Raw genomic sequence first — 24,392 nt, forward strand, 5'->3', positions numbered from 1 at the left:
CCGCCTCCGCCCCGCGATTTTTCACGCCTTGATTAAGCCGGCAACGATCACTTGCTAAGCAACTTTTGCGTGCTTAAAAGGCGGTCAATATCAGTTCGTTAGAGAGGACCAACTTCGTGGAACAGGAAAACATCCAGACCGGCAAGGGTCGGCGCAGGGCGCTTTGGGCGGCGGTTGCGATTATTGCCGTTGCCGCTGCGGGCGTCGTCGGCGGCAAGACCTTCTACGAAGCGAAGGTGAAGGAGCTGGTTGCTCGCAGCGGTGCGACCGCCACGTCCATCGAGGTCGATTTTCTCGGGAAAATTCATGTTCGCGATCTGACGCTGCCGCTCGAAGACGGCAGGAATATCAAGATCGCGGCTATCGACGGACGTCCGAAACTTCCGTTTCTGGACGGCGCGATTGACATGAACACCATCGACATCGATGTGCCGACCGGAAAGATTTCGATGGCGCAGGCGCGCATCGAGAATGCCGCCTTCGAAAAACCGGGACAGGCGGAAGGAAACGGCGGCTCCCTCGCCCGCCGCATCGAGCGCTTCGCGGCCGCGCGCATCTCCACGCCGGAGGTGACGTTTACCCAGTCGGTCGCGACCACCGAGCAGAAGACCGTTTACAGGAACCTGGCCCTCTCCGAGATCGCCGGCGGCCGCATTGCCAGCTATTCGATCGACAATGGCAGCTACGACATCAAGATGCAGCTTCCCGACAGCGACGGCGCGATGAAGGATAAGCATATGGTCGTGTCGACCGGCGCGATCGCCGGCCAGGACATCGACGTCGCTTATCTCGCCCGGCTCTATACGGAGAAGGCCGGCCCGCAAGACAAGGAAGCGAAACCGCTCTACGGCCCGCTCTCCGTCAAGGCGGTTTCCTTCTCTGACGGAGACGGTCATTTCAGTTACGATGAAATCCGCAGCGACGGCTTTACCGCCCGCATGCCGTCCGAGCCGCTGCTGGACACCCTCAAAACGCTGACGACCACCCAAGATCCCGACGAGCTTTCACCGGAGGCGCGCCAGGCGCTCTTCGCAAAAGTCGTGTCCATTCTCGACATGGTCGGCAAGAGCAACATGCAGCTCATCGGCCTCAAGGCCGACGCGCCGGACGAAAAAGAAGGGGCGGCCGGCAAAAGGGTCAAGGCCGCCATCGACCGCATCGACATGCAGATGGACAGCCGCACGCTCGACTTCGGCTTGAATGGCATGTCGATCGGCGATGGCGACAGCAGGATCGAAGTCGCGGAAGCAAGCCTCAAGGGCTTTGACTGGAGCTCGACGCTCAAGGGAATTTCCGAGATCATCGCGCTCGACGAGACGCAGATGGAGACCTTTCAGTTCAATCGCCTGATACCGGAACTTGGCCGGGTGCGCGTCGGCGGCATCAACGTCGATATGGCCGCGCCGGAAAAGCCGGAGGAGGAGACGGAAGAAGAAGTGGCCGGAACGCCGGAACGTATCAAATTCTCACTCAAGAATTTCGAGATGGGGCTGACCAAGCCCTTCAACGGCATTCCGACCGATATCGAGATCCGGCAGGACGACCTCACCGTTCCAATCCCGGCAGATTCGGAGGAGGAAGTTTTCGTCGAGGCCCGCAAACTGGGTCTCGAAACGCTGGCCTTCTCTTATGGCCTCGCCGCCGGCTGGGACGAACCGAACAGCAATCTGGTGATCCGTGATATCTCGCTTAGCAGCAAGGATTTCGGCAGCGTCAATTTTGCCGGTCTGGTGAGCGGCTTTACCGAAGAGTTCTTCTCTTTCGACGTCAATCGCGCGCAGGCGGCGCTCTTCGGGCTCGCCGGCCGCGAAGTGAAGCTCACGATCAAGGACGAAGGTTTGATGGCCAAGGCGATCAAGCTTTATGCCCTGCAGAACGACATGACGGAAGATCAGGTACGCGCCACCCTGACACTGGTGGCGAGCATGATGCTGCCGCAGGTGGCGGCTGAACAGCCGAAGCTGCAGAACGCCGTGGAAGCGCTCGTCCAGTTCATCAGCAAACCCGGGACCCTGACGGTAACGGTCAAATCCACGGGCGCAAACGGCCTCGGCATTTTTGATCTGGTTGCCGCCTCCGACAATCCGATGGGGCTTCTCGACAAGGTCGATATTCAGGCGACGGCCGAATAAACCGGCCACTCCTCCGGCAAAGGTCTCAAGCCCGGTTTTTCGAGCTTGAGGCCGCCGGAACTGCTATTCTCATGAGATTATGACCTGAATGTCCGAGAAGTCCGCCTCTCCTGCGGGCAGAACATGAGGAGCATCAAGATGAAAACCGAGCAACTCACTTTCGGCCCCGGCGGGCAGGTTCCCAACAATCAGACCTTTGCCGTCATCATTTATCGAAACGTTGGCCCGGACTCGGACTCCCCGGATTTCAAGGCCATGTTTTCCCGCAACAAATGGAGCGGCATCTGGCGCAATGGCGTGTTCGACTACCACCATTACCACAGCGGCGCGCATGAGGTTCTGGGCGTGGGACGTGGCGAGGCGACTTTGCAGATCGGCGGGCCCGAGGGGCAAATTCTGGAGGTCACACAGGGCGATTGCCTGATCCTGCCCGCCGGAACCGGCCATATGAAGCTGAGTGCTTCTGCGGATTTTCAAGTGGTGGGTGCTTATCCGCCGGGGCAAAAGGCCGATATTCAGACTTCCGCGCCCAGCGATGAAATGCTCGAGCGGATTAGATCCCTGCCAAAACCTGCGACAGACCCTGTGCACGGAGCCTCCGGCGGCCTGACCGAGATATGGCGCTAAGGGGCGATCCATTCGGTCGCGACACAGGCCGTAGCTAATGCAGCCACTCGCAACTATAGGCGAGGACCGGTTCGGCAAAGCCTTTCAGCCTGTAACGATCGCCATGCACGAGGACATCGGCGCCGCCATATTCCTGGAAGGTCTTGTCCGAAATCAGGATCTGATCGCTCCCGGCGGCTGCACAAAGCCTTGCGGCCAATTGCACGGTCGTGCCGAAGAAATCATTGCTGTCTTCGATTGGCTCCCCGCAATCCAGACCGATGCGGATGTGGATGGGCTCGCCCCTGTCGCTGTTGTAACGATGGAACTCGCGCTGGATATCGATGGCGCAATCCACGGCAAACGGCGTGGAGGAGAACACCGCCATTATGCCATCGCCGGTGTGCTTGACTTCCCGTCCCGAGCGCCGCCCCAAACAACCGCGCACGAGAGCGTCATGCGCCCGAATGAGTTCCGCCGCCATACGATCGCCGAGGCGGGCCGTCATTTCGGTTGAACCGACAATGTCCGTGAAAAGGATCGCACGGTGGCCGGCGTCCATATTTTTCGAGGCCGCCACAGGCGCCACCGGATCCTGTATTCGCCCGAGAAACGCTTCCACCGCCGACAGGGCGACTTCCACCACTTCGCTGGCGACGAAGCCGTGCGCTTCGCGATGCACGCACTGCGCGGTTTCAGCGTCCGGGGCATCCATAAGGCAAAAGGCCGTGCCACGCCTTTCATCGAACCAATAGGTCAAAAACCTGACACCGTACCGATCCTGAATGTTGATATCTTTAAGATGTGCCGCGGCGATATCCGCAGCGGAAACGCCGGCAAGCTCGTGCCGGTCCATGAAGATAGGCATTGTTTCCTCCCCAAGAGTATATCTTTGCCTCCTCTGCCCCCCATTTTATGACTTCACCGAATTGTCGTCCATCGTTCTTACGGGTGACGCCGGACAAGACCCAAACACCGGAAAGGGCGATATTCGTTAGCGTTAGAATTTCGGGGCTGTGTAGACCGAGCACACACGACGGCTGGAGCGACTGACGGCCTCTCACCTGCGTTTGACCATGCGCCGTAGCAGGAAGCCGGGTCGGGCCTTACGGGGAATGAGGTGGATGTCGCTGACCAGCTTTGCTCCGCCTTCCCGGCGTTCCAAGGTGATCTTTCGGCTATGGAAGGCCTCCAGCTCGGCACGATGCGCCACGCTGACGATGGTGGCGTCGGGCAATTCGTCGATCACCGTCTGCATCATCCTGTCCTGGCTTTTTTCGTCGAGAGCCGCAGTCGCCTCGTCCATGACGATGATATCCGGGTGGTTCAGCAACAGGCGGGCAAAGGTCAGCCGCTGTTTTTCACCGCCAGACAGCGTCTGATCCCACGGCGCTTCCTCTTCCACCTTGTCTTTGAGATGGCCGAGACCGACCTTGTCGAGAGCCCCCCCTATCTCTTCAAAGGTCCAGCTCTCGGCCGTCTGCGGATAACAGACCGCCCGGCGCAACGTCCCGGAGGGAATATATGGCCGCTGCGGCAACATGAAAAGCCGACTGCCGGCGCGAAAACTGACGCTGCCCCCGCCCCATGGCCACAGGCCCGCAATTGCCCGAACGAGCGTGCTTTTGCCCGATCCGGATTCGCCTGCGACGAGCACTCTTTCTCCCCGCCCGATTTCCACATCGGTCTCCTTGACGACGGCGGTGCCGTCGCCGAGCGACACCGAGACATCCTTGAGGCTGAGCATCGTTTCGCCTTCCGTTTCACCGCGCACGATCCGGCCGAGCTTGTCGCTCTGTTCGGCCCGCTCGAGCCCGTCAAGCGACATCATCAGGGAGGCAACGCGGCGTGCACAGGCATTCCAGTCCGCCAGCCGGGGATAGTTGTCAACCAGCCAGCCAAAGGCGGATTGGACGATGGTGAAAGCGGATGCCGCCTGCATGACCTGGCCGAGGGACATGCTTCCATCAAGAAATTTGGGCGCGCAGAGAAGAAGCGGAACAACGGGCGCGATCAACATCGACCCATGCGACACAACGGTGGTGCGCATATATTGCTGCGCCATCTGCTTCCACTGGTGCCGGACATTGCGGAACCTCCTGTCGAGGTCGCTCCGCTCCTCCTCTTCGCCGCCAAGCAGGGCAATGCTCTCCCCGTTTTCCCGGACGCGGGTCAGCGTGTAACGGAATTCCGCCTCCAGCTGGTTCTTGACTTCGGAGACCTTGACGAAGTTCCGGCCGATCAACGCGATGGAACTCGATGTAATGAGCGCATAGATTACCGCCGCTATCACGAGAAAGCCGGGTATCGTGACAGATACCCCGCCGATGGGCAGCGTCAGCGCGCCGCCAATCGTCCACAGGACGACGATAAAGGTGGAGGCCGATACGAAGGCGGCAATGACGCCCGCTACGAAATCCACCGGCGCTTCGGTGGCGATCCGCATATCTTCCGACAGCCTCGCCTCGGGGTTTTGATGGTCGCCGTCGATCAGGTTGAGCTGGTAATAGCGGCCATTTGCAATCCATCGGGAGACCAGCACCTTGGTGAGCCACGACCGCCAGCGCCGCTGAATGCGCATTCTGACGTAAACCTGCGAGGTCACAATGAAAACGCTTCCGAGAACCAGCGGCGGAAATATGGAAGCAAGGAAGTAGACCGTCGATGCATCCCGTTTTTCAATCGCATCGAAAATTCCGCGATTCCAGACGTTGATGCCATATTGGAAACCGACATTTACGCCGATCATAGCGAGAAGCCCGATGGAGAACGGCCAGGCCAGCCCATCCCCACGGCGGCTCCAGAAACCCCGGGCGCTGATCCAGAAGCGCTTCAGGAGATATCTCTTGCGCGCCTCTTCGGCCTGCTGCGGGGTCAAACCCGAAGCAGGTTCCATTTCTTCCGGCGGGAGGGGATCATCAGGGGCGTGGTTGGCATGAACATTCTCTGCACCGTTGTGGCCGGTGCCATCGACTGGTTTGGGTTTTGCGTCAGCATCGGTCATGGATGCTTAAACGGATGACGGTTTGAAAGGTTGCCGTTCCGGAACGGTTTGCGGTCGGCCGAAGACGCCGGGCTAGCGACCTCGGTTTTTTCTCCATTTCAGCAGATAGCCAAATCCCGGTCCGAGCAGAGCGCCGGCGATGATCCATTCCATCAGGCCCAGCGGGGTTTCATCGGGATCATGCCCGGTGAGATAGAGAAAGAGAAAAAAAGCCATAAGGCCACCGACGATGAGTGCGGCGGCGATAATCAGGTCCAGGGAAGAATTCGACATGGTAATCCTCTCCAAAATGGCTGCGTATGCGGTTCATGTAGCACATTCAGGCCGCGTTGCTTCACGCCTTTGGTTTGCGATGAATGTTTTCGCCTCACTCGGCAGCACCGTCACCTTCAATATCGGGCTCATAGCGCTCGAGAATCGTCATGACAGCCTTGTTCCCGCTTTACTGCCGTTTGAGGCGGGCCAAATCGGCATCGCTTCCGCGGCACAGCCGGTTCAGTGCTTCTTCTATTTGGGCACGGCGATCACGATCAGTGGCTTCCTCGCCACGGAAATGATCACAGCCATCCCGGCGGCTGACGAAAGCGCTGACTTCGTCTGGAAGTGACGGTTGCTGCGCAAATGACGGCGCTGCAAACCCCATAAGCGCCAATGCGATGCCGGCACTCTTCGCCCTATGACGGCCCATCATCATTCGACCTGATCCTCCAGTTGCTTTGCGACGGCTTCGTAATGCCGGGCCGAGGCCGCATTGCCGTCCCGGGCATAACGCCCGGCCACTTCCCGCGCAGCTTCGGCCGCGAGGCGAAAGGCGTCCAGCCCGACCTGCGGTTGCTGTTGCGCGTCGCTGCCGATGTCGCCCTTGCTGAACGCGCCAACGCGATAACCTTCATCATCGATAACGCCGATCACCGGCACGCCCGCCTGCATTCGCCCATAAAAAGCGGGACCGGTCTTGTCACCATCGCGACGGCGAAGCATGCCGAGGCCGGACGCCTTGTTCCCCGGGCATGCGCCGGTCCAATATGTAGGACCGACCGTTAGCGACACTGGTGAAACGAATTCGCAACGGCTGGCGGGATCCCTGGTCCAGGTCAATCCACTCGCCGGTTCCTGCGCATGGGCGCCGGATGCGGCGACCATCCCCGCCACAATTGCGGCCTTCAGCGGTTTCGAGTGCTGCAACGCCATTTTTTGTCTCCAGCCCGGTACAAGTCCGTTTTTTTTAAAGGTTTTAGCCGAGCCGTGTGGCGAACAACAGTCGCATTTTGCTGAGATTGAGGACTGAAGACGTTCGGCCCACGCACGGATAAGGGAACCATTCGTCCCGCTCTGCACTCTTATCCCTGAGGGAGCAGTTCAATGGACACGCGCGTCACACATCGCAAAATCTCCGTTGCCGGAATAGAGACTTTCTACAGGGACGCTGGCTCGCAGGATGCGCCGGTCATTCTGCTGCCGCACGGCTATCCCTGCTCATCCTTCGAGTTCCGAAACCTCATGCCCAGATTGGCCGACAGATGGCGACTGATCGCACCGGATTTTCCGGGATTCGGCTATAGCGGCAATCCCGAAACCTATTCCTATAGCTTTGACGGTTATGCCGTCTGGCTCAATGCCTTTGTTGAAGCCCTGGGTCTCGACCGTTTTGTTCTCTACCTGCACGACTTTGGCTCTCCCATCGGCGCAAGGCTTGCCATCATGAAGCCGGACCGCATCGTGGGACAGATCATCCAGAATGGCGATATTCCCTATGAAGACGCGCTTGGCCCGAAATATGCCGATATCGAAAAGTTCTGGTCGCTGCCTGCAGACCGGATGCGCGCCGCATTTCGCGATGCCGTCACCGAAGAGAATTTTCGTGACGAGTTTCTGAATAATGTCCGCCCCGAGCTTACCGCACTCATTCCTCCTGACCTCTGGCAATTGCACTGGAGCCTTGTGACCGAAAGGAGGAAGGATATCGCCGCAGAACTACTTTCCGACCTGAAGGCAAATCGCGACTGGTTTCCGATCCACCGCCGCTACCTGCAAAGCTGTCGGCCGCCGACCGTCATCATCTGGGGACCGCAGGATCATTACATGCCCGAGCGCTCCGCCCGCGCCTATCTCCGCGATCTGCCGGATGCCGAGCTTCATTTGCTGGACGGAGGACACTGGCTCCTGGAGACAAATCTGGAGGACGTCATCCCCCTGATCAGGAGCTTCCTTGATCGCATCCGCCACTGACGGGACCCCGCTTTCATCGTGCCATCATTCAGACACGTCTGCGCCGGTGCGCAATGGCATTCGCCTCATGCCAATTGCGTGATCAAATGTTGTGCGATGCACAAATTTCGGAGGAATAGGCATGAAATTCGGATTTTTAGATACATATCATCCGGGAAAAACCGTCTAAAACTCTCTCAACTCAAGGAGAGACGTCATGACGGACACAACATCGCAGTTTGATGGGGTAGCTATCCCCCTGGAAACCACAGAAGAACCCGCATGGACGGCTGCGACCTGGTTCGCCGTTCTTTCCATGGCGGCCACCAGCTTCGCGCTGGTATCGGCCGAGTTCCTGCCAGCGGGCCTGTTGACGCCCATGGCGCGCGATCTTGGCATCACCGAAGGCACAGCCGGGCAGGTCGTCACCGCCACCGCCTCCGTAGGCGCGGTGACGGCTCTGTTGAGCAATGTTATGATCGGCAAGCTGAACCGCAAGACAGTGCTTGTCGGTCTTAGCGCGCTGGCGATCGCCTCCAACATTCTGGCATCGGTTGCCGCCGATTTCTGGCTATTGCTGTTGGGCCGGGCCGGGCTGGGTATTGCACTCAGCGGTTTCTGGGCGCTGTCGGTGGCCGTTGTGGCGCGGCTCGTCGGCGCAAATTCAACCGGGCGCGGCATGGCTATCGTTACCCTCGGCGTTTCGCTTGCCACCATTGCAGCTCCTTCGATGGGCGCCCTGATCAGCGACTGGCTGGGATGGCGCATCGCCATGTCGATGACGGCCGGACTTGCCATAGTTGCCATGCTGCTTCAGATACTCAGCCTGCCGTCGCTGCCGGCAAGTACAAGCAACAGTCTTTCCGATGTCCTTGGATTGACGCGACGCCGCAGCGTTCAGCTCGGTATGCTTGCCATCCTGTTGCTGATGACGGGGCATTTTGCAGGCTCGGTCTATGTGCGTCCCTTCCTCGAAAAGGTCACGCTTCTTGACACCACGCCGATTGCACTCGCCCTGCTCGGCTTTGGCGTTGCCTCCGTGATCGGCAATGTCGTCGGCGGCCGGATGGCTGACGCCAGTATCCGTGTTGCTCTCATCGTCACTGCCGCGGTGATGGCATTTGCGACGATCGCCCTCGTTATCTGGGGCGCTCATACGAGTGCGGCTTTTGCTCTCGTCGCACTTTGGGGCCTTGCATTCGGCATGGGGCCGGTCGTGCTGCCGACCAATCTTTCGCGCGGCGCTCCCGATGCTCTGGAGGCAGCAGGCAGCCTGATGGTCGTTTCCTTTCAGGTGGCTATCAGCATCGGTGCGGTTTTCGGCGGCTACATCGTCGACTCCTACGGTGCGACCGCACCGCTGGCGCTGACCGCGATACTGGCTGCATCCACTGTCGCTCTGGCCTTGCTGCAGCGTCGCGATTGACCCTCTCTGTGACGCCAGATGCCTAAAACGTAAGTCCTGCCCGGAATGTGGTCCGGGCAGGACTCTTTTGAAGAGCCGATTTTCTTGCAGTCGCTCTGGTTACTTGCGGTAGGCTAGCCCACCCCAGATGCGGCCTTCATCTCTGTGGCGACCGCCGTCTACTGCGCCGATATAGGCAGCCGCAGCGGAAACGAGCGCGGAAGCGGCCAGCAGGAACGCTGTCAGAATACCCGCGACGCGTGCTTTTTCTGCGGCATCCGCAGCCTTGGTCTTGGCATCGTCCAATGCCTTCTGCGCCTCAGCCTTCACGGTCTCGACCTGCTTCTGCGCTTCATCGACCTTCTTCTGCGCTTCCGCCCTGACGGCCTGCACACGCTGGACCGTCTGGTTCACGCGCGTTTGCGCATCGGTCTGGCTGATGTTTGTGCGGGCAGCGACCTGATTGGCGAGCCATGTTTTGTCGGCATCAGATATCTCGCCTGTTGCCATCAGATTGCCGAGGATGCCGCTAATCTGGCGCTGATAGTCACCGGCGCTCTGTTCACCCGTCAGAGGGGTGGCGGGCGTATCGGTCCTCAGAAGCGTATCCGTGAAATAGTCGATCGGGTTAGTTCTCAGGCCCTGCGGAAGCATCTGCTCAATGCTGGGTGCTGCAGCCTGACCGGCTCCTTGCGCCAGACCACCGGCCGCACTGCCAGCGCCGGAAATGATGCCGCCCGCTATTTGGCCAGCCCCTTGAACGGCGCCGCCGACTGCGGAACCCGTGGCCTCGACGGCGGTCTGCGCCACGGTGCCAACAGCTTTGGCGCCACCGGACAGCACGCCGAGCGCGAGAAATGCCGAGACGACCGTCCCGAGACCCCATACGACCAGGCCATTCACACCATCGCGGACCGTCAGTTCGTTCCTATCGGCAGCGCCGGCAGGCCGACGCATCCGGCCGGCAATATAGCCACCCAGCATGTAGGAGCCGACCATAGAAATAATAACGAAGAGCGCGGTTATGATGAGCCAGACTGTGCTGATCTCGCCGCCATCGTCGGCCGAGATCGAACTCAGGCCTAGGCCGCCCGCGAATGCGGTGAGGACTGCCATGGCGCCCGAGGAGATGACGGCACCGGCGAAAATCGCTGGCCAGTCCACATAGCTGCGGTTCGGATTCGTTTCGATACCCGTTGGATCAACCATTAGCGTAGCCCCAGCAATGAGAGAATGAACAGGACAACGACGACGAGTCCAACTAGATAGATGATGGAATTCATGCGGTATCTCCTCCGAATGGACGATCAATCCTCCGCGTAGCGGCGATTTTATGCAGTGAGACATGCGAGCTGATTGCTCTCTCACCAAACTCGCCGCGCTCCAATAAGTTTCACAAAATGTCGGAAAGAGGGGTGACGGGAGAAATGTGCCCGCGCCCGGCAATTATATGTCTTCTCAACGCAGACAACGAGGATGATCAGCCAGAGGCAAGCCAACCGAACCAGATTGCGACCGAAGGAGATATACAATGTCTGCAATCGATCGAATTGGCCATGCCGCTCTGCTTTATCCACGCGCGCGGCCGCAGGACGTTTCCCAGGCCGTGCCCAATCCCACACCCGAACGGTCGGCATCGTTGATCGGCGGGAGCACCGCGCCTTCGCTTTCCTCCAATCTTGCCAACGCACTCTGGTCGCTACGGGGGCAAGAGGGCGGAGTAGAAGAGACGCCGCTTGAGAACGGCGGCACAGGCTCGGATGAGGACGAGCTCAGCCGCTGGGCCAATATGAGCCTTGGCGAGAAAATCCGGGCGCAATATCTGGAGGCGCGGGGATTGTCCGAAGGCGACCTTGCCGCCATGCCGCCCGACGAAAGAAAGGCCATCGAGGACGAGATCCAGAAAGCAATAAGGGTCGCGATGGAGGCTCCAAAAGACGATGACGTGGGCGTGCTCGCCGACCTTTGAGCGTGACATGCCTTCGAGGGCACTGCGCAGCGCTACGATTTGATACATAAATGCGGGTTTCAGGAAACATGCCGGATACCTGCAGGGCAGATCATTGCCTGATCTATTTCGGATCAGGCAGGATTTCCCATGAAGAGGCAGATTTTCTTCGCCGTCGCCCTATCGGTTGCGGCAGCAGGTTTTGGAACCGTTTATTCGAGCTCAGCGGACACGCCGCCCGGACTTGCCTCTCCCATCTACGGTGTCACGCTTCCCAAAGGATATCGTGACTGGAAGTTCATCGCGCCCGCGCTGGAAGCGCCTCCGTTGGACGAGCTTCGCGCTGTTTTGGCAAATGATATCGCCGTCAATGCCTATAAGAGCGGAAACCTGCCCTTTCCTGACGGCTCGATACTGGTGAAACTTGCCTATAAGCGTCAGCAATCTGCTGAGTTTCCGCCGGCCACGGTGCCGGGAGCGGCAACCACGGTGCAGGTGATGGTGAAAGACTCCAAGAAATATGCCGGCAGCCACGGCTGGGGCTTCGGGCGGTTTGTCAACGGCAAGCCGGTGGACGCCGTCCAGCATGAGACCTGTCTCTCCTGCCACGAGGGCAACGTTAAAGATCATGATTTCGTCTTCACGCGCTATGCGCCGTGACGAATGACGGAGGCATGCGGTTTGGCTTTTGCGGCCGTGCGCCTGAGGCGGCTTTTACACTCGAATACAAATTCACCGAACCCCCGACACATCAGGGATACGTGAGGCCGGGAAATTGGCGCCATCGCCGGGTCGCCTTCGCCGACCGAGCCCCGAACTCCTGCCTGAAAGGAAAAGATGATGACGTTTCTGGTCATTGCCTATCTTGGAGGGGCGCTGACAATTCTCAGCCCCTGTATCCTGCCTATTCTTCCCTTCGTTTTTGCGCGGGCTGGGCAACCGTTTTTGCGCAGCGCGCTGCCCCTGCTCGCGGGAATGGCGGCGACCTTTTGTGCCGTCGCGACACTGGCCGCGGTGGGCGGCAGCTGGGCAATCAGCGCCAATGAATATGGCCGGCTCGCGGCTCTTGCGCTGCTTGCGGTCTTCGGCGTGGGACTGGTCTCGCCCCGTGCGGCCAGCATCATCACGCGCCCGGTCGTCGAACTCGGCAACCGGCTTGCCAATGCCGCCGGCAAGCCCGGGGCAATGCCGACGGTCGCGGGTTCACTGTTACTCGGCATCGCCACCGGCCTTTTATGGGCACCCTGCGCCGGACCGATCCTCGGGCTTGTGCTGACGGGTGCGGCCCTGAAGGGGGCCAATCTGGAAACCAGCCTGCTGCTTGCCGCTTACGCCGCCGGGGCCGCGACCTCCCTTGCCGTCGCCATCCTCGTCGGCGGCAGGGTATTTGCGGCCATGAAGCGGTCTTTGGGTTTCAGCGAGCGGATCCGCCAGGCTCTTGGCGCGGCGGTGCTTTCCGGCGTCGTGGTCATCGCGCTCGGGCTGGATACGGGTTTCCTGTCGCAGATTTCCTATGCGAGCACGGCATCCTTCGAACAGCAGGTGCTCGACGGGCTCCACACTGCCAAAGCGCCTGAAGTGGCGGCGGCGGGCGTCAGCGCTGCTGCGGCCCGGTCGGAACTGCCGGTTGAGGGCAAGGCCCCATCCCTCGACGGCGCCGTCGAGTGGCTCAATTCCCCGCCGCTCACGCGCGAGCAATTGCGTGGCAAGGTTGTCCTCATCGACTTCTGGACCTATTCCTGCATCAACTGCATCCGCACCATTCCCTATGTGCGGGCCTGGGCGGACAAATACCGGGATCAGGGCCTCGTCGTCATCGGCGTTCACGCCCCCGAATTCGCCTTTGAAAAGAAGATCGACAATGTCCGCCAGGCCGTCACCGGCTTCAAGATCGACTACCCCGTGGCAATCGACAACGACTACAGGATCTGGCGCGCCTTCGATAACAGCTATTGGCCGGCGCATTACCTGATCGATGCCAATGGCCAGATCCGCTACCACCATTTCGGCGAGGGCAACTACCGGCAGACCGAAGAGGCGATCCAGGACCTGCTGCGCGAGGCCGGCAGCAGCGCCTCCGCCAGCGCACCGGTGGCCCCAGAGGCGACGGGAGCCGAAGCCGGTGCGGATATCGGGCACATGCTGTCTGGCGAAACCTATATAGGCTATCGGCAGGCTCGAAGCTTCGCATCGAACGAGCCGATGCGTGCAGACGCACCGCGCGACTATTCCGTTACGACGCCCTCCCTCAACGAATGGGGACTTTCCGGCGCCTGGACGGTTGGCGCGGAGGCGGCGACGCTCGATGCGGCTGAAGGCGGCATCACCTATCGCTTCAACGCCCGTGACCTGCATCTGGTTCTTGGGCCGGATGCAGCCGGAAAACCGGTTCGTTTCCAGGTCACCATCGACGGGCATCCGCCGGGTGCGGATCATGGCGCTGATACGGATGCCGAGGGCAATGGCGTCGTCACCTCAACCCGCCTTTACCAGCTCGTCCGCCAGTCCGGCGCCGTCGAAGCGAGAACCTTTACCATCCGCTTCCTCGAGCCCGGCGTGCAGGCCTATGCCTTCACTTTCGGCTGACCCGGATTTCCTCCCGTTCCCATCAAAACCAAAGGAGAAATATGATGCACCATCGTCTCATGCCAAAATTCGCGCTTGCCGTCGCAACCGCACTGATCGCTTTTGCCGCACAGGCGGCAGAGGTGAAGAATATCGTCATCGTCCATGGCGCGCTGGCCGATGGTTCGGCCTGGCGCAGGGCGACAGACATCCTTGAAAGCCGTGGTTTCAACGTCACGATCGTGCAGGAGCCCATCACCTCTCTTGCCGATGACGTGGCGGCCACCACCCGTGTTCTCGATCTCCAGCAGGGGCCGAGCCTGCTCGTCGGGCACAGCTACAGCGGGATGGTGATCTCGGAAGCCGGTAACCGGCCGGATGTGGCCGGGCTAGTCTACGTCGCCGCCTTCCAGCCGGAGAAGGGAGAGAGCCTTCTCGACCTCGCCGGCTCGAAACCGCCGGCTGGCAACGGCATCAAGCCGACAAAGGATGGCGCGTTCCTTTATCTCGATCCCGCCGTCTTTGGACAAGATTTCGCCGGCGATCTGCCGCGTGAGGACGCGGCCTTCATGGCAAGAAGTCAGGTCTTCGCCGCCAAGGCCGCCTTTGCCGCCAAGGCCGGCGAACCAGCCTGGAAAACCAAGAAAAGCTGGTCGATTGTCGCAACGCAGGACCGCTCGATCAACCCCGATCTCGAGCGCGACATGGCCAAGCGCGCCGGCAGTGCGGTGACCGAGATTGCGGCAAGCCATGCGGTCTTTGCCTCCCAGCCCGAAAAGGTGGCAGACGTCATCGAACAGGCCGCCCGGCAATCCGCGAAATAAACCGCGCCCGCCTCGAAATCCAACACAGCCGCCCCAGACACCGGGGCGGCTGATTGCGTAAGGAGGACGGACCGAATGTATCAGTCTGTATCCGGAATGCCCCTTGCTACAAAACCATTCACATTCGTCCCCCTTGGGACACATCGAGGATACACGCACCGCGTTACCTGCCCGCATCCAACATGGACAGGAGAGACAGCAATGAATTCCCAGATCAATTTCCAGCGCCGCCGCTTCTTCGGCATTGCCGCAATGACAGTTGCCGCCGTCGAACTCGGGGCCGCAGGCCTTGCTCATGCCAAGGGCGAAGCGCCTTCGCCTCAGCCGTCAACCGGACGCGACGGCGCCACCTCCTTTGGCGCCCTGAAGCAGGTTGAAGCGGGCGTACTCAGCGTCGGTTATGCAGAAGCCGGCCCCGCAGACGGCCCGGTCGTGCTGCTGCTGCACGGATGGCCTTATGACATCTACAGCTATGTCGATGTCGCACCCACCCTTGCATCGGCTGGATATCGGGTACTCATCCCCTATCTGCGCGGATATGGCACGACCCGTTTTCTCTCGGACGACACCGCACGCAACGGACAGCAGGCGGCGCTTGCGGTCGACATGATCGCCTTTCTCGACGCGCTCAGCGTGAAGCAGGCGGTCGTTGCCGGTTATGACTGGGGCGCTCGCACCGCCGACATCATGGCAGCGCTCTGGCCCGAACGTTGCACCGGGCTCGTATCGGTCAGCGGCTACCTTATCGGCAGCCAGGAGATCAACAGGAAGCCGCTTCCCCCCAAGGCGGAACTCTCCTGGTGGTATCAGTTCTATTTCGCGACGGAACGCGGCCGTGCAGGCTATGCCGCCAACACCCGCGACTTCGTGCGCCTGATCTGGCAGACGGCATCTCCGACCTGGAAATTCAGCGACGAGACCTTCAATCGTTCGGCCCCCGCATTCGACAATCCCGACCATGTGGCCATCACTATCCATAACTACCGCTGGCGGCTGGGACTGGCCGACGGAGAAGCCAAGTACGATAATTACGAGCGCCAGCTTGCGAAACTTCCCGTCATCACCGCGCCGACGATAACGCTGGAAGGCGACGCCAACGGCGCGCCGCATCCGGATCCTTCCGCCTACGCATCGAAGTTTTCCGGCAAGTACCAGCACCGCAACATCAGCGGCGGCATCGGCCACAACCTGCCGCAGGAAGCGCCCGAGGCTTTTGCCAAGGCTGTTCTGGACGTCGCAAAGCTTTAAACTTGCCGAAGCCCGCGAACCGTTGTCTTACTGCATGTGACGCAGGGAACGCGGTAGCGGGCCACTCTAACCGTCCGGACGACGAAGGCATCCAATGGAACATATCGACCATATTCTCGTCGTAGACGACGACAGGGAAATCCGGGAGTTGGTCTCCAGCTACCTGAAGAAGAACGGCCTGCGCACGAGCGTGGCGGCCGATGGACGGCAGATGAGAAGTTTTCTCGACGGCAATACCGTCGATCTCATCGTGCTCGACGTGATGATGCCTGGCGATGACGGGCTGGTCCTATGCCGTGAGCTGCGAGCGGGGAAACACAAAGCCACGCCGGTCTTGATGCTGACCGCCCGCGATGACGAGATGGATCGCATTATCGGGCTCGAAATGGGAGCCGACGACTATCTGTCGAAGCCCTTCGCTGCCCGTGAGCTTCTTGCGCGGATCAAGGCCATCCTGCGCCGCACGCGGATGCTGCCTCCCAATCTGCAGATCAGCGAGGCCGGGCAGCTCCTGACCTTTGGTGACTGGCGCCTCGACACGGTGGGCCGTCACCTGCTCGACAGGGAGGGCACGACCGTTGCCTTGAGCGGGGCTGAATACCGGCTTCTCAGGGTCTTCATCGATCATCCCCAGCGCGTCCTCAACCGTGACCAGCTGTTAAATCTCACCCAGGGACGCGATGCCGAGCTTTTCGACCGGTCGATCGATCTTCTCGTGAGCCGCGTGCGTCAGCGCCTGGGGGATGACGCGCGCGAACCCATTTACATCAAGACGGTACGGGCGGAGGGTTATGTCTTTGCGGTGCCCGTGGAGATTTCGGAGCCGAGGATATGAACGGCCCGCGCCTGCTCGCCGGCTGGTGGCCGCGCTCATTGCGGTCCAGACTTTTTATCATCCTTTTTGCCGGCCTCGCCATCGCCTACGGCCTGTCGTTCAGCATCCTTTTTGCCGAACGATATATGTCGGCAAAGGCGGTCATGCTCGGCACTCTGGAGCAGGATCTGGCGGTATCGATCGCCATCATCGACCGGCTGCCTGCGGAAGAGCGGGCGCAATGGGTCCATCGCCTGAGCCGCAGCAATTATCAACTCGTCCTCGGCCCCGGTCTTCCCGGTGTTTCCGACATGACCGGCCGCGGCGCTGAAATTGCGCAGAGAATCGAGGAAGCCGCGGGACACCGTTTTCCCGTCAGGGTCGAGTCCATTCCCGGCGACGGCAAGCGGCTTCAGGCACACCTGACGCTTTCGGACGGCTCGCCCCTGACGATCGACGTGACACCGCGCGGCGTGATGCCCCTGGCGGAATGGCTGCCTTATGTCTTCGCCGCGCAGATGGCGCTTCTCCTCCTCTGCACCTGGTTTGCAGTGCGACAGACGACCAGACCCCTCAGCGCGCTTGCTGCGGCAGCCGAAGCGCTGGATCCGGGGGAAAAGGGGTTGCCGATGAGTGAGAGCGGCCCAAGCGAAGTTGCTCACGCCGCCCGCGCCTTCAACGCCATGCGCGATCGCGTCGCGCAATATCTCGAGGAGCGCGTCCAGATTCTTGCGGCGATCTCGCACGACCTGCAGACGCCCATCACCCGGATGCGATTGCGGGCCGATATGGCAGACGATACGCCGGAAAAGGAAAAGCTGGTCAGTGACCTGCGTGAAATCGAACGCCTGGTGCAGGATGGGATCGCTTACGCACGCAGCGCTCACGGCAATGGCGAGAAATCCTCCCGTATCGATCTGGCCTCTTTCATCGACAGCATTGCCTACGACTATCAGGATACCGGAAAAGCCGTAACAGTTGCCGGCATGGTGCGCGGCACCGCGTCGACAAAGCCACATGCATTGCGAAGAATCCTGACGAACTTCATAGATAACGCCCTCAAATTCGCCGGCAGCGCCGAGATTAAAGTGGACCGGCGTGGTGAAGGCACCGTGGTCATCACGGTGCTCGATCGGGGGCCGGGCATCCCGGACGAGATGCTGCAAAATGCCATGCAGCCCTTCTTCCGGATCGAAACATCGAGAAACCGCGATACGGGCGGAACGGGTCTCGGACTGGCGATCGCGCAGCAACTCGCCGGAACGATCGGCGGCTCGGTTCGCCTCTATAACAGGCAGGGCGGCGGGCTTGCGGCCGAGGTGGCTTTTCCCTGAGAGGGAAACGGGTCGACGATAACCAGTGACAAAGCGCCGATACTTTTCGATACAGTTTCGCAGTTTCCGGAAACATGCCGGATACGCTGATCCATCACAAAGCTCCTATCACGAAACGCCGCAGCAGCGGCAAATGAAAGGAGCCTCCCATGACCAAGATCGAGACTGTTCTTTATACCGGCAAGACCCACACGACCGGCGGGCGTGACGGATCGGCGCAAAGCGATGATGGCGCGCTGGGCATCAAGCTCTCGCCTCCGGGCAGCGGAAAGCCGGGCACGAATCCCGAACAGCTTTTTGCGGCCGGCTGGTCGGCATGTTTTATCGGCGCCATGACAAAGGCGGCGGCGAAACGCCAGCTCCGGCTTCCCGCCGACACCGCCGTCGATGCGGAAGTCGACCTCGGCACGACGGGCGGCGAGTTCTTCCTGCAGGCTCGCCTGTCGGTAAGCCTGCCCGGGATCGATCGTCCCGTAGCACAGGCCATCATCGAGGATGCCCATCAGATCTGCCCCTATTCGAAGGCAACCAGGGGAAACATCGATGTTACGCTCAAGCTCGCTTAAGCCGATTGTCTCCGCCCGTGCGCTTGTCATCGCCATCGTGTTTGCGGCGATATTCGCAGCACCGTGCGTATATGATGCAACATCCGACGAGCCCTCGCCGGTTGCTGGACTTCTGGGCGCGGTCTCATCGATGTGACCACAAGGGAACGGCTCGGCGCCCGCCGCAGCCGTTTTCGCGTTTCCACTTCTTCCTGCCATCCCTCTGATCAACTCAATGAAGCCTGCTTGGACCCATGCGGCGCGCCTCCAGCGCGTTCCGCGGCGGCCAGACGAGCCGGATTTCCAACCATCTTAAACGAGGCCAGATCAATGCGATCAATTGAACACATCTATGTCGACGGTAAATTTGTGGTGCCAGACGGCAATGAACGGCTGGACCTTTTCAATCCGGCAACGGAAGAAAAAATCGGCGATGTCCGGCTTGGCAATGCTGATGATGCAAGGACCGCAGTGGCAGCCGCGAAACGGGCTTTTCCCGCCATGGCAACATCCACCAAGGCGCAGCGTATCGATATGCTGCGCAGCCTGCGCGATACGATCGAAGAGCGACCGGATGAGCTCACGCAGGTCATGACCGAAGAATACGGCGCACCCGCTTATTTCACGGCTTTCTCCGTTCAAAACGCAGCGTCGATTTTTGATGTTATGGCTGAGACCGTGGCGAACTACGACTTTGACCGGGTCGTGGGCAAAAGCAAGGTCAGGATGCTGCCGCGCGGCGTTCTCGCCGCCATCACGCCCTGGAACAGCAATTTCGGTTTTATCGCCACCAAGCTTGCGCATGCAATCGGTTCAGGCTCGTCCCTCGTTATCAAACCGGCCGAGCAGAGTGCGTTTCAGACGGATATTCTCGTGCGAAGGCTGCATCGGGCCGGCCTGCCGGCAGGGGTTTTCAACATTGTCAACGGCACGGGTCCGGTGGTCGGTGCGGCGCTGACGCAGGATCCCGACGTGGCGACCGTCAGTTTCACCGGTTCCACCCAGGCGGCAAAGATCATTCAGCGTGCGGCGATCGACGGCATGAAAAGGGTGGTTCTGGAGCTGGGAGGCAAAGCACCCACCATTATCCTGCCGGATGCCGACCTCGACAAGGCTATACCTGTCGCCCTGATGTCGGGCTTTGCAAACAGCGGCCAGGCCTGCGTCGCCGGTACCCGCATCCTGGCTCCGAGGTCCCGTCTCCCCGAGATTGCCGAGCGGTTGAGAATGGCGGCTGAAAAATTCAAAGTTGGCGATCCCCGTGATCCGGAGGTTCGGGTAGGCCCTCTCGCCAGCCTTGCCCAGTGGGAGAGGATCCAGACTTACATCCGGCTTGGTGTCGAAGAAGGAGCAACCCTGCTGACAGGCGGAACCGGACGACCGGCCGGGATTGAAAAAGGATGGTTCGCCCGCCCGACAATCTTCGCAGATGTCACCAACGAAATGCGCATCGCCCGTCAAGAAATCTTTGGTCCCGTCCTGTGTCTTCTCGCGTATGAGGACGAAGATGAGGCCGTCAAAATCGCCAATGATAGCGACTACGGATTGCAAGCCTATGTGCTTGGATCCGACCTCAGACGTGCCGAACGCATCGCCGAGAGGCTGATGGCCGGCCGCGTCGTCATAAACGGCGCCCCGCATGATCCTCGCGCGCCCTTCGGCGGTTTCAGGCAATCCGGTATCGGCAGGGAGATTGGTGCCTTCGGTCTCGACGGCATGCTCGAACCGCGAGCCGTTCTCACCCCGTAACGCGAGAAGTCTGCAGCGCCGGTCCCGGCGCACTCTCCGTTCTGCTTCAGGCCGACTTTGTATCCAGAAGTGTCAGCCGTGTGAAAACCGACGTTTGGTGACGCAACAGCAGGTCGAAAGAAACAGCCGGGATACGATCAACATCTACCTGTTTCGGACGCGAAATGGTCGCGTAACACACCGATATGGAGAGAAATATGACCGACGTCCTTCACCCTGCAAAAGGCGGACACAACACCGCGATTGTCCTTGGGTCTGCAATGGCCGTGTTGATGGCCTTCGCCCCTGCTTTGGCGGTTGAGACTGTCAAACCACCCCAATCCGAAACCGCCTCTGCCGACAACAGCATTCGGCCGTTCCAGGTTCATGTCGATCAGTCGCAGATTGACGACCTCAAGGCGAGGATCAGGAATGCGCGCTGGCCGGATAAGGAAACCGTTGGCGATATTTCCCAGGGTATCCAGCTGGCGCGGGTTCAGGATCTCGTCCGATACTGGGGCAGCGACTATGACTGGCGAAACGCCGAGAAGGAACTCAACGCCTTGCCGCAGTTCATCACCAGGATCGACGGCGTCGACATACACTTCATTCATGTCCGCTCACGCCATCCCAACGCCCTGCCTGTCATCCTCACCCACGGCTGGCCGGGTTCAATCTTCGAGTTCACAAAAGTCATCGCCCCGTTGACGGACCCGACCGCTTATGGCGGCAAAGCCGAAGACGCGTTCGACGTGATCATCCCCTCCATCCCCGGCTACGGTTTTTCAGGCCATCCGACCGATCTGGGCTGGGGACCGGACCGTGTTGCGCGGGCCTGGGACACCCTTGTGAAGCGCCTCGGCTACACGCGCTATGTTTCCCAGGGCGGCGATCATGGTTCGGTCATTTCCGATGCGCTTGCCCGGCAGGCGCCAAAGGGTCTGCTCGGTATCCATCTCAATATGCCGGCCACCGTTCCCGACGCGCTCATGAAAGGCATCAACAGCGGTGATCCAGCCCCTGCGGACTTGTCTGCGCCGGAACGAAATGCCTATGACTCGCTCAAGGAGTTTTTCGGCAGCAACGCTGCCTATGGCGCAATGATGGTCACAAGACCGCAGACGATCGGTTATTCCTTGTCGGATTCACCTGTCGGTCTTGCATCTTTCATCTACGAGAAATTCGCGCAATGGAGCGACAGCAATGGCGAGCCCGAAAGCGTGCTTTCCAGGGATGAAATGCTCAACGACATCACTCTCTACTGGTTGACCAACAGCGGCGCGTCCGGCGCGCGCTTCTATTGGGAAAACAACAACAACAACTTCAGCGCGGACGCCCAAAAGACCAAGGACATCAAGATCCCAGTCGGCATCACCATCTTCCCGAAGGAAATCTACCAAGCGCCGGAGAGCTGGAGCAGGCAGGCCTATCCATCGCTGACCTATTATCATCAGGTCGATCATGGCGGACATTTCGCCGCCTGGGAGCAGCCCGGGATTTTCTCGAGCGAGCTTCGTGACGCCTTCAGAAAACTGCGCTGAGAGACGTCATTCTGGAAGCGCGGTTCCCGGACCGCGCTTCGCCACATCCTCGTATTGCTGTCCGATTTAAAGCTTGGGCGTTTCTGCACCCAAAAAGCCGTCGCTCGACGCCAGTCGAGAAACGGCTTTTTCCGCATCAGATGCCAGGAGATTTCAGGCCGCAACCGCGACACGTTCCGCCATCCACTGATCCAGCGCAGACCGCAGCATTGATCCGGACACGGCGTCCGTGGAGGCGATCCCGATCAGGTATTTTGCGGCGTCGACGGCTATCGAGCAGCCAATCGGCAGGCGGTTCTCTGCGCAGAACTCATTCAAAACCCTGCGGATCGACAGAAGCGACACTGCGTTGCTCATCTCGAATCTCCATCATGAATAACGATATTGCGCCACTTGATGGAGAAGCGTTGTGTCGAGAGTTTTCCATCGAAACCGAAAACGGTACCACGATGTAGCCTGTCTGGTTGCTGATACAATAAGCTACGGTCGAGGACGGCAATCACATCGATCAGACCTGAAATTTCATTTCGTTGTTCGAAGGATCCGGCTTCGCATCGACGCGCTTTTCCGTCTCCGCCTGCTGCGACAGAGGAAGCTCCAGTTGGATATCCTCCATCTCGGGCAGGCTGGCGATGCCGTCACGAAGGGCAAGGTCTTCATAAGATGGTTTGAACGGCATCGGAATCTCCTTCCGCGCGGGAAATTGGTAGCCATCCGCTTTTTCCGGCGGCGACCCTTTACCGGTGATCAGCTCTTCACGAAGGCCAGCAGATCCGGATTGATGATGTCGGCATGAGTTGTCAGCATGCCGTGCGGATATCCCTTATACACCTTCAGCGTGCCATTCTTCAGCAATTTGACCGACAATTCGGCAGAATCTGCGATCGGCACGACCTGGTCGTCATCGCCGTGGAGAACGAGCGTCGGCACCGTGATCGCCTTCAGGTCTTCCGTCTGATCGGTTTCTGAGAAGGCCTTGACGCCGTCGTAATGGGCCTTGGCGCTGCCCATCATACCCTGACGCCACCAGTTCTGGATAACACCGGGAAAGACTTTGGCATCCGGACGATTGAAGCCGTAAAACGGACCGGTCGGCACGTCGAGGAAGAACTGGGCGCGGTTTTCGGCCACACCCTTGCGGAAGCTGTCGAAGACTTCGATCGGCAGACCGCCGGGATTGGAAGGCGTCTTCAGCATCAGTGGCGGAACGGCGGAGACGAGAACGGCCTTGGCGACACGGCCCTGCGGTTCGCCGAATTTTGCGACGTAACGCGCGACCTCACCACCGCCAGTCGAGTGTCCGATATGAACAGCGTTCCTGAGATCGAGGTGTTCGGCAACGGCGGATGCATCGGCGGCATAATGATCCATGTCGTGACCGTCGCTCACCTGCTGGGAACGGCCGTGGCCGCGACGGTCATGGGCGACGACGCGGTAACCGTTGTTTACGAAGAACAGCATCTGCGCATCCCAGTCATCGGAGGATAGCGGCCAGCCGTGATGGAACATGATCGGCTGGGCATCCTTCGAACCCCAATCCTTGAAATAAATATCGACGCCGTCCTTGGTCTTTACGAATGATTCGGTCATTGGAAATGCTCCTTCGTTGCGGGATGGGGTGGATTTTGAAAAGGCTGTTAATGGCACTGCCATCGCAGCGGAAAGCGCGGCACCGGCCAGCAGAAGACGTCGTCTCGAAAGCGCCAGCGCGATTGGATCGTCGGTCATGTCGGTTTCCGGCCTGGCTTCAGCGGGAGCGACGGGTGGTTTCGAACAGGAACCATGTGCGGCGCTCGGTCTCGTCGATCCAGTTTTCGATCAGGCTGGTGGTGGCGTGATCGTTGAGGTCGGAGGTGAGGTTGTGCGTTTGTCGCAGGATGGCGGTCAACTGCTTGTTGTCCTCGCGCAGTTCGGCGAGCATGTCCTCCGGCGTGACGAAGTCGGCATCATTATCAAGGAGACGCTGGAGGCGGCCGATATGACCGATGGAACGGATGGTGGTGCCGCCGACCTTGCGCGCCCTTTCAGCAATGTCGTCGGTCATCGCGAATATCTGCGCTCCCTGTTCGTCCAGCAGCATGTGATAATCACGAAAATGCGGGCCGGAAACATGCCAGTGGAAATTCTTGGTCTTGATGTAGAGCGTGAAGACATCCGCCAGCAGGGCGGTCAATGCGGCGGCGATGTCGCGGCTCGCTTCGGCACCGAGGTCAATCGGCGTTGCGAGTGGAAGCTTGCGGTTGCTGGCAACTGTGGTCATGTCCATGATCGTTCTCCTTTTGCAATCGACCGCCCGATGTTGAGCGCCCCTGTTGCGGCTGTCTGATCGGCACCGAGGATAGAAAGAAGAATGGCTCGGGAGAAATCGGCTGGTGGTACAGTCCACCCGATACCTAAGTGTAGTTTCGGCGGGTTCTCACCCGGGATAGTTTTTGCCTGTCGCCCCGCCCCAGGGCGATTGGCTCGCAGAAGCCATGAACTCCGGTGTCC

At 59.9% G+C, this 24,392-nt stretch carries 24 protein-coding genes; 15 read left to right on the forward strand and 9 right to left on the reverse strand.

Annotated elements, in window-relative coordinates; translation table 11 throughout:
• The first annotated feature begins 116 nt into the window (after nt 1-116).
• Together ACIK7D_RS17500 and ACIK7D_RS17505 are read left to right on the forward strand one after the other, a co-directional pair.
• Nucleotides 117-2,132, forward strand: a complete 2,016-nt coding sequence (locus ACIK7D_RS17500) for a hypothetical protein (protein WP_400156945.1) — start codon at nt 117-119, stop codon at nt 2,130-2,132.
• A gap of 138 nt (nt 2,133-2,270) precedes the next feature.
• Nucleotides 2,271-2,759 (forward strand): cupin, encoded by a 489-nt coding sequence (locus tag ACIK7D_RS17505; RefSeq protein WP_137454831.1) that lies wholly within the window; start codon nt 2,271-2,273, stop codon nt 2,757-2,759.
• A gap of 34 nt (nt 2,760-2,793) precedes the next feature.
• Here ACIK7D_RS17505 and ACIK7D_RS17510 read toward each other — a convergent pair whose 3' ends face one another.
• The 3 genes from ACIK7D_RS17510 to ACIK7D_RS17520 all read right to left on the reverse strand — a co-directional run bounded on the left by ACIK7D_RS17510 (nt 2,794) and on the right by ACIK7D_RS17520 (nt 6,015).
• Complete coding sequence (locus tag ACIK7D_RS17510) at nt 2,794-3,606, reverse strand: nickel-binding protein (RefSeq protein WP_137454830.1); 813 nt, start codon at nt 3,604-3,606, stop codon at nt 2,794-2,796.
• Between the two features lie 192 nt (nt 3,607-3,798).
• A complete protein-coding gene (locus ACIK7D_RS17515) occupies nt 3,799-5,742 on the reverse strand; it encodes an ABC transporter ATP-binding protein/permease (protein ID WP_137454829.1) in 1,944 nt (647 codons plus the stop codon).
• 72 nt (nt 5,743-5,814) lie between these two features.
• A complete protein-coding gene (locus ACIK7D_RS17520; RefSeq protein ID WP_137454828.1) occupies nt 5,815-6,015 on the reverse strand; it encodes a hypothetical protein in 201 nt (66 codons plus the stop codon).
• Between ACIK7D_RS17520 and ACIK7D_RS17525 the strand changes: the two genes are divergently transcribed.
• Nucleotides 6,014-6,349 carry a hypothetical protein gene (locus ACIK7D_RS17525; protein ID WP_400156946.1) on the forward strand — a complete coding sequence of 112 codons (336 nt, stop codon included), beginning with the start codon at nt 6,014-6,016 and terminating at the stop codon, nt 6,347-6,349. The two genes, ACIK7D_RS17520 and ACIK7D_RS17525, sit on opposite strands and share 2 nt — an antisense overlap.
• Nucleotides 6,350-6,432: 83 nt before the next feature.
• Here the strand turns inward: ACIK7D_RS17525 and ACIK7D_RS17530 are convergent, their stop codons facing one another.
• A complete protein-coding gene (locus tag ACIK7D_RS17530) occupies nt 6,433-6,933 on the reverse strand; it encodes a hypothetical protein (RefSeq protein ID WP_400156947.1) in 501 nt (166 codons plus the stop codon).
• A gap of 171 nt (nt 6,934-7,104) precedes the next feature.
• On the opposite strand from ACIK7D_RS17530, the gene ACIK7D_RS17535 reads away from it, so the two are divergent.
• The gene (locus ACIK7D_RS17535) at nt 7,105-7,971 is read left to right on the forward strand and encodes an alpha/beta fold hydrolase (RefSeq protein WP_400156948.1); all 867 of its coding nucleotides are present in this window, start codon (nt 7,105-7,107) and stop codon (nt 7,969-7,971) included.
• A gap of 196 nt (nt 7,972-8,167) precedes the next feature.
• Nucleotides 8,168-9,376 carry an MFS transporter gene (locus ACIK7D_RS17540; RefSeq protein ID WP_137454825.1) on the forward strand — a complete coding sequence of 403 codons (1,209 nt, stop codon included), beginning with the start codon at nt 8,168-8,170 and terminating at the stop codon, nt 9,374-9,376.
• 99 nt (nt 9,377-9,475) lie between these two features.
• Here the strand turns inward: ACIK7D_RS17540 and ACIK7D_RS17545 are convergent, their stop codons facing one another.
• Complete coding sequence (locus ACIK7D_RS17545; RefSeq protein WP_137454824.1) at nt 9,476-10,564, reverse strand: hypothetical protein; 1,089 nt, start codon at nt 10,562-10,564, stop codon at nt 9,476-9,478.
• A 322-nt stretch (nt 10,565-10,886) separates the two neighbouring features.
• On the opposite strand from ACIK7D_RS17545, the gene ACIK7D_RS17550 reads away from it, so the two are divergent.
• The 10 genes from ACIK7D_RS17550 (at nt 10,887) to ACIK7D_RS17595 (ending at nt 21,902) form a co-directional block, all read left to right on the forward strand.
• Nucleotides 10,887-11,324, forward strand: coding sequence for a hypothetical protein (locus tag ACIK7D_RS17550; RefSeq protein ID WP_080820883.1), 438 nt, complete (start codon nt 10,887-10,889; stop codon nt 11,322-11,324).
• Between the two features lie 129 nt (nt 11,325-11,453).
• The gene (locus tag ACIK7D_RS17555; protein WP_080820882.1) at nt 11,454-11,963 is read left to right on the forward strand and encodes a cytochrome P460 family protein; all 510 of its coding nucleotides are present in this window, start codon (nt 11,454-11,456) and stop codon (nt 11,961-11,963) included.
• Between the two features lie 180 nt (nt 11,964-12,143).
• Nucleotides 12,144-13,889: a cytochrome c biogenesis protein DipZ gene (locus ACIK7D_RS17560; RefSeq protein ID WP_205910550.1), complete on the forward strand. Its 1,746-nt coding sequence runs from the start codon at nt 12,144-12,146 to the stop codon at nt 13,887-13,889.
• A gap of 44 nt (nt 13,890-13,933) precedes the next feature.
• Nucleotides 13,934-14,692, forward strand: a complete 759-nt coding sequence (locus ACIK7D_RS17565) for an alpha/beta hydrolase (protein ID WP_137454822.1) — start codon at nt 13,934-13,936, stop codon at nt 14,690-14,692.
• A gap of 201 nt (nt 14,693-14,893) precedes the next feature.
• Nucleotides 14,894-15,940, forward strand: coding sequence for an alpha/beta fold hydrolase (locus tag ACIK7D_RS17570; RefSeq protein ID WP_137454821.1), 1,047 nt, complete (start codon nt 14,894-14,896; stop codon nt 15,938-15,940).
• 94 nt (nt 15,941-16,034) lie between these two features.
• A complete protein-coding gene (locus ACIK7D_RS17575; RefSeq protein ID WP_026372362.1) occupies nt 16,035-16,775 on the forward strand; it encodes a response regulator in 741 nt (246 codons plus the stop codon).
• Nucleotides 16,772-18,088, forward strand: coding sequence for an ATP-binding protein (locus tag ACIK7D_RS17580; protein ID WP_112154459.1), 1,317 nt, complete (start codon nt 16,772-16,774; stop codon nt 18,086-18,088). Before ACIK7D_RS17575 ends, ACIK7D_RS17580 begins: the two co-directional genes overlap by 4 nt.
• A 149-nt stretch (nt 18,089-18,237) precedes the next feature.
• Nucleotides 18,238-18,654 (forward strand): organic hydroperoxide resistance protein, encoded by a 417-nt coding sequence (locus ACIK7D_RS17585; RefSeq protein WP_060726459.1) that lies wholly within the window; start codon nt 18,238-18,240, stop codon nt 18,652-18,654.
• A 309-nt stretch (nt 18,655-18,963) separates the two neighbouring features.
• A complete protein-coding gene (locus ACIK7D_RS17590; protein WP_137454956.1) occupies nt 18,964-20,382 on the forward strand; it encodes an aldehyde dehydrogenase family protein in 1,419 nt (472 codons plus the stop codon).
• A gap of 197 nt (nt 20,383-20,579) precedes the next feature.
• A complete protein-coding gene (locus ACIK7D_RS17595; RefSeq protein WP_400156949.1) occupies nt 20,580-21,902 on the forward strand; it encodes an epoxide hydrolase family protein in 1,323 nt (440 codons plus the stop codon).
• A gap of 153 nt (nt 21,903-22,055) precedes the next feature.
• Here the strand turns inward: ACIK7D_RS17595 and ACIK7D_RS17600 are convergent, their stop codons facing one another.
• The 4 genes from ACIK7D_RS17600 to ACIK7D_RS17615 all read right to left on the reverse strand — a co-directional run bounded on the left by ACIK7D_RS17600 (nt 22,056) and on the right by ACIK7D_RS17615 (nt 24,168).
• A complete protein-coding gene (locus tag ACIK7D_RS17600; protein WP_137454818.1) occupies nt 22,056-22,259 on the reverse strand; it encodes a hypothetical protein in 204 nt (67 codons plus the stop codon).
• 151 nt (nt 22,260-22,410) lie between these two features.
• Entirely contained in the window at nt 22,411-22,581 is a 171-nt protein-coding gene (locus ACIK7D_RS17605) for a hypothetical protein (protein WP_400156950.1), read from the reverse strand.
• Nucleotides 22,582-22,649: 68 nt separating this feature from the next.
• Complete coding sequence (locus ACIK7D_RS17610; RefSeq protein WP_137454817.1) at nt 22,650-23,630, reverse strand: alpha/beta fold hydrolase; 981 nt, start codon at nt 23,628-23,630, stop codon at nt 22,650-22,652.
• A gap of 19 nt (nt 23,631-23,649) precedes the next feature.
• Nucleotides 23,650-24,168: a Dps family protein gene (locus ACIK7D_RS17615; RefSeq protein ID WP_137454816.1), complete on the reverse strand. Its 519-nt coding sequence runs from the start codon at nt 24,166-24,168 to the stop codon at nt 23,650-23,652.
• Nucleotides 24,169-24,392: the final 224 nt, after the last annotated feature.

Origin of the sequence: Agrobacterium sp. P15N1-A (assembly GCF_044626815.1) — a bacterium.
GTDB lineage: Bacteria > Pseudomonadota > Alphaproteobacteria > Rhizobiales > Rhizobiaceae > Agrobacterium > Agrobacterium leguminum.